Source organism: Poriferisphaera sp. WC338 (assembly GCF_050931845.1).
Classification (GTDB): Bacteria; Planctomycetota; Phycisphaerae; order Phycisphaerales; family Phycisphaeraceae; genus Poriferisphaera.
In genome coordinates, this window is sequence record NZ_CP194516.1 from 3,772,834 (window position 1) to 3,787,309 (window position 14,476).

At 44.9% G+C, this 14,476-nt stretch carries 11 protein-coding genes; 3 read left to right on the forward strand and 8 right to left on the reverse strand.

Annotated features, from left to right (window positions below; all coding sequences use genetic code 11):
• From ACQ6WK_RS15625 to ACQ6WK_RS15640, 4 genes are read right to left on the reverse strand one after another with little or no spacing between them, the layout of a single operon-like run.
• Complete coding sequence (locus ACQ6WK_RS15625; protein ID WP_432798319.1) at positions 1-780, reverse strand: class I SAM-dependent methyltransferase; 780 nt, start codon at positions 778-780, stop codon at positions 1-3.
• Positions 764-2,392, reverse strand: a complete 1,629-nt coding sequence (locus ACQ6WK_RS15630) for a lipopolysaccharide biosynthesis protein (RefSeq protein ID WP_432798320.1) — start codon at positions 2,390-2,392, stop codon at positions 764-766. The genes ACQ6WK_RS15625 and ACQ6WK_RS15630 overlap by 17 nt, the downstream gene beginning before the upstream one ends.
• Positions 2,340-3,329 carry a GDP-mannose 4,6-dehydratase gene (locus ACQ6WK_RS15635; RefSeq protein WP_432798321.1) on the reverse strand — a complete coding sequence of 330 codons (990 nt, stop codon included), beginning with the start codon at positions 3,327-3,329 and terminating at the stop codon, positions 2,340-2,342. Before ACQ6WK_RS15635 ends, ACQ6WK_RS15630 begins: the two co-directional genes overlap by 53 nt.
• A 1-nt stretch (position 3,330) precedes the next feature.
• Complete coding sequence (locus tag ACQ6WK_RS15640; protein ID WP_432798322.1) at positions 3,331-4,638, reverse strand: class I SAM-dependent methyltransferase; 1,308 nt, start codon at positions 4,636-4,638, stop codon at positions 3,331-3,333.
• Positions 4,639-5,189: 551 nt separating this feature from the next.
• Here ACQ6WK_RS15640 and ACQ6WK_RS15645 point away from each other — a divergent pair.
• The gene (locus ACQ6WK_RS15645; protein ID WP_432798323.1) at positions 5,190-6,299 is read left to right on the forward strand and encodes a glycosyltransferase family 2 protein; all 1,110 of its coding nucleotides are present in this window, start codon (positions 5,190-5,192) and stop codon (positions 6,297-6,299) included.
• A gap of 25 nt (positions 6,300-6,324) precedes the next feature.
• On the opposite strand, the gene ACQ6WK_RS15650 is transcribed toward ACQ6WK_RS15645, so the two are convergent.
• Positions 6,325-7,107, reverse strand: a complete 783-nt coding sequence (locus ACQ6WK_RS15650) for a phytanoyl-CoA dioxygenase family protein (protein ID WP_432798324.1) — start codon at positions 7,105-7,107, stop codon at positions 6,325-6,327.
• A 226-nt stretch (positions 7,108-7,333) separates the two neighbouring features.
• Between ACQ6WK_RS15650 and ACQ6WK_RS15655 the strand changes: the two genes are divergently transcribed.
• Both ACQ6WK_RS15655 and ACQ6WK_RS15660 read left to right on the forward strand, forming a co-directional pair.
• On the forward strand, positions 7,334-8,143 hold the full coding sequence (locus tag ACQ6WK_RS15655) for a GntR family transcriptional regulator (protein ID WP_432798325.1): 810 nt from the start codon (positions 7,334-7,336) through the stop codon (positions 8,141-8,143).
• Between the two features lie 148 nt (positions 8,144-8,291).
• On the forward strand, positions 8,292-10,031 hold the full coding sequence (locus ACQ6WK_RS15660) for a cation:proton antiporter (protein WP_432798326.1): 1,740 nt from the start codon (positions 8,292-8,294) through the stop codon (positions 10,029-10,031).
• Here ACQ6WK_RS15660 and ACQ6WK_RS15665 read toward each other — a convergent pair.
• From ACQ6WK_RS15665 to ACQ6WK_RS15675, 3 genes are all read right to left on the reverse strand, one after another.
• Entirely contained in the window at positions 10,028-10,372 is a 345-nt protein-coding gene (locus tag ACQ6WK_RS15665) for a hypothetical protein (RefSeq protein WP_432798327.1), read from the reverse strand. The two genes, ACQ6WK_RS15660 and ACQ6WK_RS15665, sit on opposite strands and share 4 nt — an antisense overlap.
• 137 nt (positions 10,373-10,509) lie before the next feature.
• Entirely contained in the window at positions 10,510-12,231 is a 1,722-nt protein-coding gene (locus ACQ6WK_RS15670; RefSeq protein WP_432798328.1) for a hypothetical protein, read from the reverse strand.
• Between the two features lie 122 nt (positions 12,232-12,353).
• On the reverse strand, positions 12,354-14,270 hold the full coding sequence (locus tag ACQ6WK_RS15675) for an NfeD family protein (protein ID WP_432798329.1): 1,917 nt from the start codon (positions 14,268-14,270) through the stop codon (positions 12,354-12,356).
• Positions 14,271-14,476: the final 206 nt, after the last annotated feature.

A 14,476-nucleotide genomic window follows, 5' to 3' on the forward strand; every position in this document is an offset into this window, starting at 1 on the left:
CTACGAATGTTTCTCAAATACAATTGCCATAAAGGTATACTCAAAACCGCTATAGCTAACTGTAGCTTGTTGACAAGATGGAATCGCTGTCATTTGATGATTATCACGAACTGTTTTTAATTCACCTGATGACACCGAACCTTTGGCTTCGCGAGCCGCCTTGGTCATACATAGAGAACTATCTGCTATTTCAAGGCAATACTCTGATGCAAGGTTAATCATTTTTCTAACGGAATTCTCGTTAAAGATTTTCCATGGTAGGTCAAAAATCTGTATCTCCTGCGTTTGTGAGGAATCAAAATCATGCCAGTAATCAAAGGTGATTAGTAGCCTCCCACCCGGAGCCAATAGCCTCGCTACTTCTTCAAAAAAAACAGCAAGATCCACACCATGTTCAATCACTGAGATACATGTCATCCATTCAAAAGATTCCTCCGGGAAATGTGTCCGACAAATATCCCCGATGGTAATGAGGTTCGCTGGATCAAACTTGAACGGTCTAAATATTCGTCTGAGAGTTTCTCGCCGTGAGCGACGCGGCTTGGCATAATCTATTCCGAATATTTGCTTATAGCCCAGATGATGAAGCAATGTCAGAGTAAAACCATCCCCTGAACCAAGATCAAGAATTTTTGTTTCTTTAGACACACCCTCTAGTAAATCCACAAGTAGCTTGTGATCCCAATTTTTCTGGGCGGTCACATGAAGCGGCAATGCCATCCGACTTAATTGTTGGATCGAAGTATGCACTTGCGAAGATTCTTTAAGAACTTGAATCATATGACACAAGATCCTTCCATGTAAATGGCTCAAGTGATCGTTTAGACCGTATTAAGCCTGCCAATGAAAAATATAAAGCCGAAACAACTATCACTAGCAGAAAAGCTTTGCAGGCAAGAATCAAAATGGCCGCTATGCGGGTTTCACTCGAAACAATTAAGAACTGCTGCATGACGTATGCAACTAAAAATGAGAGCAATGTAATCGGGAGAAATAACTCAAGAATAAACCGCCTTATTGGAAATATCATATATCGTCGGTGTACTCGCAATAGCAATGGGATGATATTTATGCTGTAACAGGTAATGACAGAAATACCCAACATACGAAGATCAAAATGCCATAATGAAATAATGTACAGCACTGATGCCGTCAGCAAAATTATGACGGATACTGTCATAACAAATTTTGTTTCCTCTGCTGCCATCAATATGGAGAATGCTGGAACAGCCACTGCATTTAAGATCGGTCCCGCAGTCACAAAAATCAATATCGGTGCCAGATACCGTGTCGCCTCTATATCATCAGTCCATAAGAAAATAATCCTGTCAGCTTGTGTGAAAATGAATGCGAGCGCGGGCATGATCAATAATAATGTTAAGAGAATCGACAGATAATATTGACGTGTGATCTCGATCTTATCCTTGGCTTTAACTAACATTGCAAACCGAGGAAATGTCGCACTTAAAACAGGAAACGCGCATAACGATATCACACTTGTACTGATCGTGAGTGCCAATGTGTAATGACCTAGCGTTTTTAGATCAGTAAAGAGCATGACTAAAAAACGATCTGCTTGCAGAAAAATTGTCGAGATAATAAGTATGCCTGCAATTGCTGCTGCAAATTTGTATGATTCTTTAAGGATTGGTATTTGAAACTGTGCTCGGATATACGATCCAGGTAATTTACTTGCTACATAGAATATTGATATCACTAGATGAATCAGTGAGTTGACCGCAATCCAACAAAAGAAATACATTGGCCCATTTGTTGAAGCCAGAAGAATCGCAACACCCACGCCGTGGTACAAAAGAATATCCACAAAACGAAGTATCGAATTCTGAACTATATGCTCCTGTCCAATAAGTATTGTTTGATACAAAGATGCAAGCCAGCGAAATATTGCCGCCCCACCGGCTAACAGCAGGATATCACGAGGCAATAGCCCATGATACACATCAGTACTAAACCAATCTAATGGTAAATAGAATGCAATTAAGAAAATCATACTAACTGTAACAACTCCAATTGCGATGAAGATTAATTCGTATGTTCTCAATATGTTGGGGATACAGAAATGTGCCTGTTCATGCTCTCTTGCCTGTGCAACCTGCTTCGAGATAGTGGTACACAATCCCAAATCGAACATACGTACAAGATTGGTCACCAGTATGAATACCCCCAATATACCGATGCCCTGGATGCCAAGTCGATCGATATAGATTGGCATCACAACTATCACTGCAATTGATTGAATCAGTGTTACCATACCACCTGAGCAGATATTCCCAAGCAGCTTCCTCAATGAAAAACGATGCGTGTATTGCACATCAATATTATTCGTGATGACTCTCGGCATAATTTCTTTTGCTTTGCTCTCGTTGATCACCCACGACACACTTGGTCATGTGCTGCACCATGCTTTCGAATGACATAGTTGGACGCCAATGGATCGCTTCCTTAATCTTTGATGGATCACCCACCCGCCCCGTATTTTTTCGATTTAATTGTCTCTCATTAACTTTGACATACATCCGAGCATCCAGCCCAACCGTCTTAAAAGCGCAATCAATAAATTCCCCTGTGGTGTGCGGCACGCCCGAGGCAATCACGTAATCTTCAGCTTTTGCTTGATCAAGCAACTCTACCATCGCATGCACCACATCCGGTGCATACAACCAGTCTACTACCGCATCCCGTGAGCCAATCTCTAAAAAATGACGTCTACCACCAATGATCTCTTTAATTGCATGAATAACTTTCATAGAAAAAAAATACCGCTGACGATATATAGATTCATGATTAAAAAGAATGCCCACCGTTGCATGGACACCGAGTGCTCGATACTCACAGCAAGCGCGCATCGCGTATACCTTCTCGATGGCATATTCTTCATCAGGCTGCATAGGTGAAGATTCAGTTAAACGTGTATTAGAATCTGATGGCGGCTTATAGATCAAAGAAGATGAGGCATAAAAGAACTTTGTGCTTAGCCCATATTGGTAAATGGCTTCCAGACAATTTAATGGACCAAGAGTATTAACGCGATATCCAGATTCATATCGATCATATGGCGAACAACCAGCGCGCTGCTGCGATGATTGATGACTAGCTGCGAGATAGTATATACACGCTGGTTGGTACGCTTGAATTAAACCATGCACTTGGTTGGCATCAGTAATATCTACGGGACAAAGCTCAAGTGAATCAATATTTGTATCGATTGCCCCACGGCCAATGCCAATCCATTGCCGTCCTTGCCGCTCAAGCAAATCGGATAGTAGCCTTCCATCTTGTCCTTGATGCCCAACGATCACATTGATCATGCTAGACAACCTCAGTCTCAGGAAGTGGGAAGATAAAATGGCCACCACCACGTAAATATTCTTGCTCTCGACGAAGAATATCATGGCGAAAATGCCATGGGAAGACAACAAAGTAATCTGGCTTAAGCTTACGAGCTTCTGTATCAGAAATAATCGGAATACGTGTCTGTGGTGTAACACAGCCAAACTTATCTGGATTAATTTCTGCGATTGCATTTACAAGCGATGTATCAATATTCGCATATTGAAGAATCACATTACCCTTTGTAGATGCGCCGTAACCAATCACGGTACGCTTCCTGCTTCTTAGCCGTTCAAGCAAGCCAATAAACATTTCCGTCTGTACACGAACCCGGTCATTGAATGTTAAAAACACATCTGCTCGTGTAATACCAGTAGTCTCTTCAGACTCTAAAACCCAATCGATTAATTCATCATGGCAAGTTCTGGGATTCGATTGCTTGATCGCGGAAACGGCAAATGATCCACCGTTAGTGTCATTAAACGAAAGATCGAGTATCTTAAAGCCTGCGTGGTCAAGAATGAATTTTACAGAATGAAGTGAATAATAAAGCAAATGTTCCTGACAAATTGTGTCGTAGGAATTCAACCGTAACATACCCGGCATGTATGATTGTTCAAAATGCCAGACACCATCGTCAGCAAGAATCTCATTTATATCAGATGCGAACCCGATCGGGTCCGGCAGATCATAGAACATGGCAATCGACGTTACGAGCATAGCCTTGCGTTCACCAGCAACTGAACGAAACGCGTCAGCTGAGAAAAAATCTGAAACAACGTGTATATCATCTGGGTAATACTGCCTAAACTTTCGACTTGTCGGATCGATCCCCACACGATTTAAATTCTCAACGGTATAGGACGCCAAAGTAGTTCCGTCATTCGACCCAATATCCAATACCCAATCACCCGACTGAACATTTGCTTGCTGACATAGCAAATGCACCTTGTCAGCCAAATGATTCACCATCGATTGGTTTAGCCCTGAACGATATCCGTAGTTATCGCCGTACATCACGTCCGATTGGTATTCGTGCGCCAGTTGTACAAGTGTGCAGTCTGGGCAGAACAGTAGTTCGAGCGGCCCCGATGGCGGGTCTTCAGCTGATGCGTCTGGGAAAACACCCGTGAGCGCCTGTTCACCAAGATCGACAATACTCACCATATGCTTTGACTGGCACGCCCGACAATGAGTAGCACGCTTATATAACCCGGACCTTTCTGTAGCTGATTTTTCTTTTGGGATATGAACGACTGGCACGGAAGATGCTTGCGTACGGGGCATAGCGATGGTTCCTTAGCGCGTCTTCTAAAGATACGGGACTGCATACACGGCAAGCCCATTCTGACTGTAACAGTCACGTTTAATGCTCGTCCGATTCAATCGACATAAGCGCACATATAGCAACGCAACGTGCAACTCACTCTTAATTGCATCATTCACTTAAAAGTTGAACATTAATACCTGCACTGACTACTATGCTTGTTTCAACGTATCCAAAACTGTCGTATGCCGGGATATACACAAGATGCTATGAGCACGTCTAGGATCTGACACACAACCCACAAACAACTTATCCGGAAACTTTCGATATGACCATATAGGTTTTTTATATATTGATCTACATAATGCTACTCTGCCAACTAGGTATTTTGTGAATGTTGGCTAGAAACTACTGTACAAATTTAGCTACATTCGCATATAAAAAACGATCGTCCAATCGTCATTAAAACTAAGTAGAAAATTCTGAGCATAACATCTACAGCTATACCAGCAATTCAAGCTAGTTAGTATCACGTAATACCACTCAAAATCTTTCGACGACAGGCTTACAAATGAAATCAAAAGATAATACTAAACGTAACATTCGCCTGTCCTTCTGTATTCCAACATACAATTTCGCTGAATTTCTCCCAGAAACACTCGATAGTATTATTTCACAGGATAATGGACAGATCGAAATTGTCATTGTCGATGGCAATTCTACAGATCAAACCGATGAGATCATCAAGTCATATCAATCTCAATTTGATCGACTTGTTTTCTATAAACGCTCGCAAAGATGTGGTGTTGATCGTGATATTCTTAAATCTGTCAAACTCGCCCATGGCGATTATTGCTGGCTATTCAGTGCAGATGACCATCTATGCCCGGGGAGTATTGACCGTATTATCAGCAAGATGGATGAAAGTTGGAATGCGCTCATTACAAATTTTATGCTCTGCGATTTCAACATGTCCGCTGTCGGGCCACATGAAATTGTCGATTGGCATCAAGGCGATCGTGTTTTCGATCTCTCTAACGCTGAGCAGCAACAGCAATATTTGAACCTTGCACGTACATCAACCGCATTATTCAGTTTTATTTCATCCGTCATCATTAAACGTGCCGATTGGCTTGCTGCTGATGATTGCGAAACATTCTGTGACACATGCTGGATCATTCAAGCCAAGGCATATGCGATGATGAAGAATGGCATGAACCTCTGCTATTGCCCTGAGTTACTTATGAACAAACGCGGTGACAACGATTCATTTCTATCAATGGGCATTGCACGGCGTATCAAATTAGCGCTCGAAGACTTCCCAGATGTCGCCAAAACATTCTGGGGACAAGATTCGCCAATTCATCTCGCTGCCAAACGTGTAACACGCAACGAAATATCAATGTCCTCATTACTTTCGTTTAAAGAAAAAGCTCACCTGCAAGGGGACAATTACAGGGAGCTTTATGAAATCGTCAAACAGCATTGGATACATCGTCGTCGTGACTATTTTGGTTACTTGATCCTTCGTTTTATGCCTGCAAAGCTAATTGGTCAATTGAAAATTATTACAAAGAAAAACATGCATCTGTTCAAGATGATTAAAAAGCTTCAACGCGCCTTTGATCAAAAAGTTGAAAGTCCTAAACACTCTCGTTTTGTATATCACGCGACTAAATAAGCTCATTGCTCCTAGCCAAATACAATTATTCTATTTTTCCCTCTGACTGCAATTTTTCTTTTAATTTCTTTAGATATGCTTCGTGAGCTGCTTTATCTTCTATCGCTCTTGCTGCATAAAAAATAAAACCAAGTGCTTGGCGTGTACGTGTTGGCGAACTGTTTCCGTCGGCACGATGAATTGTTAGCGCATGATGTGCCAACAATGTTCCTGGCTGAGCAGGAAACGCAATTTCTTCTCTTCTATCCCCATCACCATAATCGATAATACCTTGGGAAAAACCGATCAGGTTCGTGTCATTATGCGCCCGCATGCCTTCCATATGTGACCCTGGTATGTATCGAACACAGCCATTCTCTTCATCTACCGGTTCGAGAGCGAGCCACATGGTGATTGCCTCACATGGATTAAGCTTAAAATAAAATCCATCTTGATGAGGCGGCGTTGGCTGACCAACCTTAGGCGGCTTGTTAAACCATTGAATATTTTTTGGTACAACTTCGCCTTCGAGCAAACACTCGGCAAGCTTACGAACACGACCTTCTGTAAACAGCTTATGGAAGTAATCATCATACTCATGAAAATACTGAAGTTGCTTCAGCGTACTTTTATCCTCTGGATCTTCATAATAAATCAGCTCCGAAGGCATACTCGGCAAAACTTCAGCAAATACCCGCTGAATGTTTTGATTGATCTCCACGATCTCATCAGCAGTGAACAAGGCTTCCATCAGAACGTAGCCATCTTGCTTAAATTGATCCAGTATCACATTAGCGTTTTCGATTTGATCCGGGGTTGATTGTGTCACAGGCAGCTCCTTTATTACATGCAATTATTACATTCATTAAATAGCTGTAATGTAATCCCCTTCTGACAATAGCACAAGAAGCTTTTTCTTAATTTTCTGTAAGCTTATTCAAAACATATACTTGTGCGCCTACACTGCCAGATAGTGTTGCATGTAATTTCCGCATGTAAGCGTGCTTTTTGATAGAATGCACTTTATTGATGCTCTTGAACAGGAGTACCCACTGTTGCCAACGCAAACACCAAACAACACTACAGCCACCGCCGTGCCCAGCTTGGAGGAAAAGGCATACCGTTATCTACTTGGACAAATTCGTCGCGGTGAACTCAGGCAGGGCGATCGCATCTCGGCACTTGCGGTTTCGAAAACAACCGGTATCAGTAGAACCCCTCTCACGCATGCAGTACGCAGGTTAGAAGCTGAAGGCTTCCTCACCAATGTTCCAAACTCAGGCAGCGTTGTACGCGAGCTAACACATCAAGAACTCAAAGACACGCTTGAACTACGCACCGCTTTAGAAGGCTATGCCGCTGAAGTTTTTGCATCATCACCCAAGAAGGGATACTTAACGAGACTAGAAAAAACGATTGTACGTATGAATCGTCTTATCAATCGACTTCAAAAACAACAGCGCAACATCAGTGATGAGGACCTTAAAGAGCATGTTTTAGCTGACTTCACTTTTCACCTTATTGTCATGCGAGCAACAGGGAATAAGATATTATTCGATCAATTCTGCCGCATGCATACTTTAATGCGGTCGTTACAATACCGCCCCGTGCCTAACCGTGACGACTTAATTGTGAGAACTCAAGAATCCATTCATCACCATGAAAGAATCCTGAGTACCTTCATCGATGGCAATGCTAATAAGGCGCGTCAGAACATCACCGAACATTTAAAGCCGACAATGGAACAGGTACTTCTTGATTTTGAACACTATACGAGTCATAAAGTTGATCATCTCACCATGCAACGATGGCCGGCATCAGTCGCAGAAGCCCTGCTGGATATTGAATCCTCTTTTCATTTTTGATTTTGTGGTATGGAATACCTCATACCTCAAATTTTTGCTTTAAACTACTTAGATTTTCACTTTTGCTTATGAGGAATGGTAACCGATGTAGTAAAAGAGGAGATGGTATCATTGCGTTTATAATCGACTCACTTTTATTGAGGTATGGATGAACTCGTTCTGGACAATCTTGTTTGATATTCTTTTGCTGCTATCTGCAGCAATGTTGCTTGGTGCGATTTTTGTCCGATTTCGTCAGAGCGCCATCGTTGGCTACCTCCTAGCCGGTACGCTCCTCGGCCCACACGCGATTAACGCGGTCCTGCATTCAAACACGGTTGAAAATCTTGCAGAACTTGGCGTTGCGCTATTGCTGTTTACCATTGGCCTAGAATTTAGCTGGAAACGATTGACTAGTATGGGCAAGATCGCCTTCATCGGCGGCGCCTTGCAAATCCTCATCACTATTATTGTCGCAGCATGCATCGCATGGATATTTGACCTGAGCAAATCCGCAGCACTTGCCGTCGGTGCGATGCTTGCCCTGTCCAGTACTGCGTGTGTTTTACGTACGCTTTCCGACCGAGCAGAAATTGATTCTGTTCACGGACGTCTCTCGCTTGGCATTTTGCTAATTCAAGACATGGCGGTCGTGCCACTAGTCATTCTTGTAACTGCCCTTGGTGCAAACACAGCAGGTAATCTTACTGATGCTGGAATCATTGTCTCGGCTACCGTGGAACATGGCACCAATATCGATGCCTCTACCAGTACAAGCATGGCACACTTGGTCGTGGGTATTCTGTTTCAGGTACTCGTCGCCGGTCTTGCGATCGGAGTATTGCTTCTACTGAGCAAAAAAGTACTGCCACGACTTATCACCGTTCGCACCATTGCCACGCATCGTGAGCTACCCATACTCTTTGCACTCGTCGTTGCAGCGGGTAGTACATGGCTTGCTCATGCATTAGAGCTATCACCTGCTCTTGGCGCTTTTATCGCTGGTGTAGTGCTCGGTGAAAGTTCACTCTCCACACAAATCCGTAGCGATGTTGCCTCGATCAAAACATTGTTTGTCACATTATTTTTCGCTTCCATTGGCATGCTTGCAGACCTCGGCTGGATGTTTGAAAACTTCCTGACAGTTGCCTGTGTTGTCGCGACAGTAATTGCAGGCAAAGTCGTCATCATCTGGGGCATCGAAAGATCGCTGGGCATACAGCACCGCTCAGCGATCGCAACTGGTTTGTGCCTCGCACAGATCGGTGAGTTTTCCTTTGTATTAGTCGTCATGGCACAGCAAAGCGGCTTGGTCAATGATGATATTTTTAATCTGGTAGTATCGACAAGTTTGGTGACGTTCTTCCTTACGCCTTACCTGGTTGGCTGGGCACTTCCGATAGGCCGAAGGATTGAATATACATTGAGAAAACGTCGTGTTATTCGCATGACAGATCGAAAAATGCGCCCCGATGCTAAAGCACTACAAGGACATATCATCATTGTCGGCTTTGGTCCTGCGGGTGAAGCTGTTGCAAAGTCCATGCAAGCACAAGGCCAACAGGTATTAGTTATCGATCTAAACCCTGCAACTGCGATACGTGTTGAAGAATTTGGCATGCAATCCATGATCGGTGATGCATCACTGCGAGAGATTCAAGAACATGCTGGTGTGCGTGGTGCAAAATTGATGGTCGTCACCTTACCCGATCACCGCGGTGCGAGCGCTGTCATTCGCATGGCAAGACGCACCCATACAGAATTAAGCATTATGGCACGTGCTCGTTACCATGCTTATGTGCATGAGCTAAGTGAAAGTGGCGCCCAGCGTGTGATTGATGAAGAAGAAGCCGTTGGCAGAATGCTGGTAGACCATGTCCATAAAGAACTGGATATCACACAGGATTAACAAGCCATCTCAGGTGCAAACCGTGTGAAGTAATCTGGATGATAAAGATATTGGTTGATGATCTGTTCGGGGTAGCCGCTGGCTTGAGTCAGAAGTATGTCGATCTCCATGTGCAACAACGGACAGTCAATCTCATTAAACTCGCGCGACACAATAATTGAATCCGCATTGCTTTCTTGAATTAATCGATCGATCGTTTTGCCTTCTACAGGATCGACATGCTGCACATCAATTGTGCAAACACGGCGCCCTGCACGGTCAATACGGTAGACTACCAAACGGTCAGCTGCCGCCAGATTGCTCCCAAATTTTCCACCCATCATTGGCACCGCAATGTTCATGGCGTCGCTCCTTTCTTCAGACAATATTGTCTTCTATGCACGATAGATTTCAAGTACCGGCCTGAAGATTCCGATGGACGGGACCGCACGGCGAGCGTATCTGCTTTATCAAAATAGATTTACGATAAACGATGATGCTACTTTGGCTCGCTGGAGCTTGCAGGGGTGGGTTGAGTACCCGCTTCACTCGACGCCCCCTTGATTGCGGATGTCCCCACTGAAGCAGATGTGGATTTCGTTTCAGTCTGAACGGTGGGCGTCGTAGCATCGTCTTGCTGCTTCTTGCTAATCTTCTTACTTTGATCATGTGCAGGCTGCGTACTAGGCGGCTCAACCACGATCGGTAAGATCATCTCCTTTGTCCCCTCTGGCTTCTTCGACACATCCGTTTTTTCATTCACTTGATGTTTAGATTGCGGCTGCACTAAGACTTCATCTTGATCCACCTCCGAGCTTTCTGTTTCTCCTCTCGCTTCATTGACAGATTTACCTTCTACCGCAACAACCTCATCAAACCTCCCCACACCGCTCCATTGTTCAAACGCGTCTTCGCCGCTACCAGACTGATATAAGATCGAGATCTCAAGCGACAGAAGCGTTTGCGACAAGTCATATAATGTAGCCTCACCGCCCCGCATAAGTTTATGCTGCGCCGCATCGAGCAGCATCGTCAAGACAGCATCGTGATTCTGCCTGTCGTTATGTTTAACTGTTAGACGTAGCAACGGAGCGAATGTTTCCAATCCTGATTTTGTTTCTCCGACACGATCACCTGTCTGCGCGTTGTAGTAAAGATGTAAACGACGTAAGTCATACATGCAAAAATCTAAAACACCTTGCGATAAGCCCGGTAGCTCATATGCGCATCGCTCAGCCACCTCCACCACATTTGAAATCTGCTCAATGTTATTCGGAGAAAAATATGCACCCGGCTTACCCATGAGCGTCAGGATCTCTGGCTGTACAACGCTGTGAATCAATCCTGCGGGCGACTTGGCAGCGACGAGCAATTCACGTGTACGACGAGCCACTTCGTCTAATCGCTGATTAGACGCTTCCTTACCAACACAGGCCACAATATCTGCATCGTAATCAATGGTATAGGAATTGCCGCTAAAAGCTCCATTCTGCAGATTAAAATAGTTCCGAATGATCCAGACACCCTGGTCTACATAAGCATGCCGAGCGTAACCCTCTAGTATTGTTTCCGCTAGCACTTTATCCGCTTCACGATCAAGCGCAATCGCGCCTAACCAAAGCCCCTCTGCCACACGTAAAGCTTCGGTTGTACCTGTTGCATCAAGTGGCTCTCCTGCTTTATTCATCACCTTCCAACCACGAAATTGATGCTGCTGTGCCGCTTGCTGCTTCTCTAAACCTTCAAGGAGCGGAATTTGTTTCTGATCCGCATCAGGCATCACCTCAGAACCATCAGCCTTAGCATACCCTTCAAGCAAACGCTTCGTCGGATACCGCCACGCCACAAACCCTGCCACATTCTCACCAATCTGATCCTTCACCACAGATGGTGGGTTGACCAGCAGATGATCCGTCACAATCATATGAAGCTTTTCATAAAGTGGACGATCTTTGCGCAACGCGGCATATTGCAACAACAACCCTATATCCACGGCATATACGAACCCATCATCTCGTGCCATCTCCTCCCCACGATCCACCATCGCCGTCACTTTTTCATTCAATACATCACGAAGCTTTGTTGCCCGCCGCACACCAGCATCACCCGGCCAAATCATAGACATCAGCACCAACAACAAAACCGCACCAAGCAGTGATACCACCACTGTCTTTGCTTGAAAACTCATTCCGCCCAGCCATCGCTTGATCGTTTCTTTCATTGCCACATTGTAACACCCACCCTCTCCTCAATCATTCAGGAACCGTCACCGCAACACTTGGCTTACATATTCAAAACACACTTTGCCTCACAGTTTACAACATCAGCTCTCCTGATTTATAACTACGCTGATGTTGATTGACCACGCATAACATCCACTACAATCCGTCCACCACCGATCTCCACAATCTCGACTGTCACACCACGATCAATCCAGTCTCCAGATGAAACCACATCTATTGCTTCACCATCAAATACCGCTTGCCCCGCGGGATGCAAACTTGTCATTGTCCGCCCCCGCTGACCAACTTTTAAGCGTCCTCCACCCAACACCTCATCGCCGCTCACTTGCTCAAAGACATCGCTCACCCGCCCCTGCCCCACAGCATCAGCGTTCACCACCACCCGTTCGTCCCGTAACACCAGTGAACTTAAAAATGGAATACGGCCAAAATACTTCGTGATAAAAAACATACAAATCAAACTCACCACAGTCCCAGCCATGATGCTCAATGTCGAATACATCACACTGTCCCAAGCTTGCGGACTTGGTAATCGAATCGGACCAAAATTCGGCCCACCCGACGGCACAACATTCAACACCAACCCCACAAACATCATCACGATCCCCAAAATCCCAAGCAGACCAAAGCTTGGCGTGAACGCCAACTCAATCACCAAAAGCACAAATCCAATAAAGAACAGAATGATGTGCCATACCTCAGCAAGCCCAATGATCAGCGGCGCTCCCAACAACAAAATCAATGCGAGCAATGCCACCCCGCCAGCAATCCCTAGTCCCGGGGTCTGAAACTCCAGATATGCTCCTACCATCAATGCCACAACCAAAATCGCACGCACCCAAGTTCGTGACAAGAATCCCGCAACCCCTTCACTCCATGTTTGTGGCACTACAAACACTTTCGACCCGTTGTAATACTGCCTGAGCTGCGCATCTGTGCCTATCGTCTGTGCGGATAAACCAAGCTCAAAAGCACGCGTCTCACCCAACGTGAACAACGTATTCCCAGCATGTACTTTACCACCGGGCAAGTTTATGCCATTCGACAATTTCAATACAGGTACCCACGCACCTTTCTGCTTCTCATTTGTTATTTCCGCAAGCTCATACGTCACCGCACCTACCGCATATGGATCTTTCTGATACAAACTCGTATCGTATTCCTTGCCTTCCACCATCCACGCATAATCCGCCTGATTCACCAGATGTCGTTCGCCCGTCCCCGGATTTTCAATATAGAACACCTCCACACCTAACACACACATCGCATGCAATGGCGCATAATCATATCCATTATCTTCAGCGTTTGATTTGAAAGCTGCGAGCAACGGGCTAAGCGCTTTTGCACGCTCTGTTGGTGATAAATTCTGCCCGAGTAAAATCGGTGCACTTGCCCCCATCTGTGATGATGGCGACATAATAATCTCATCACACGAAGTCGCGATTAATGTACCTGCGCTATAGGCCCTCTGATTCACCCATGCAACTGTTGGCACAGGGACCTCATTCGGGTCTTTAAGATAAGTCATGATATCGATTGCGCTGGTTACCAATCCCCCATTGGTTTTGATCTTGAACACAATCAATGATGCGCCAGCATCTAACGCACGCTGCACCCGCCGCTCCATACTTTGTTTGGTGAAATCATAAATATCTCCCTCAACTGGTATCACCGCAATCACCGATCCGCTTGGCAAAACATCAATCAATTTTTGCCCACGCATCGGCATTGAGGCCGCATTCATCACACTTCCAGATGTTTGATCAGAAGGCTGCTTACTAAAGAGCTGCATCGGCTCGTTGCCTTCATGGCCATCCACCGCAATCGCATCCCATGAATCATCTAGCAATCCCCCAGCTTCATCACTCTGCTTATCCACCCCCGCTGACTCTTGGCGCATCTGCAGCGGTTCTACTTCATCACCATCTCCCTCATCTCCAAACAACGCGCCGCCACACAACACCACCGCCAACAACAACATCACCCAAACACGGAATATGTGTTTTATATCTTTCATAACAACAGCATTATAGATTGGCAGTCCCCATGAGACATGACATTCTTACAACCATTTCTCGCAATTCCGAAAATCCAAGCCGCACGATCCAACCAGCTTACAGTCAGTATCCCCGATTTCACTCACAGCCAATAAAAATACGACCTGCCATTAAGCAAGCCGCACCTGCACATCCAATACGAGCACTAACTCAAGTCCGCACCGTA

Excerpts from the sequence above, each read along its gene's own strand:
- ACQ6WK_RS15665 (WP_432798327.1), bottom strand. The coding sequence starts at position 10,372 with ATGAACATTGCGGTGCCAATGATGGGTGGAAAATTTGGGAGCAATCTG.
- ACQ6WK_RS15635 (WP_432798321.1), bottom strand. The coding sequence starts at position 3,329 with ATGATCAATGTGATCGTTGGGCATCAAGGACAAGATGGAAGGCTACTA.
- ACQ6WK_RS15660 (WP_432798326.1), top strand. The coding sequence starts at position 8,292 with ATGAACTCGTTCTGGACAATCTTGTTTGATATTCTTTTGCTGCTATCT.
- ACQ6WK_RS15625 (WP_432798319.1), bottom strand. The coding sequence starts at position 780 with ATGATTCAAGTTCTTAAAGAATCTTCGCAAGTGCATACTTCGATCCAA.
- ACQ6WK_RS15675 (WP_432798329.1), bottom strand. The coding sequence starts at position 14,270 with ATGAAAGATATAAAACACATATTCCGTGTTTGGGTGATGTTGTTGTTG.
- ACQ6WK_RS15670 (WP_432798328.1), bottom strand. The coding sequence starts at position 12,231 with ATGAAAGAAACGATCAAGCGATGGCTGGGCGGAATGAGTTTTCAAGCA.
- ACQ6WK_RS15640 (WP_432798322.1), bottom strand. The coding sequence starts at position 4,638 with ATGCCCCGTACGCAAGCATCTTCCGTGCCAGTCGTTCATATCCCAAAA.
- ACQ6WK_RS15645 (WP_432798323.1), top strand. The coding sequence starts at position 5,190 with ATGAAATCAAAAGATAATACTAAACGTAACATTCGCCTGTCCTTCTGT.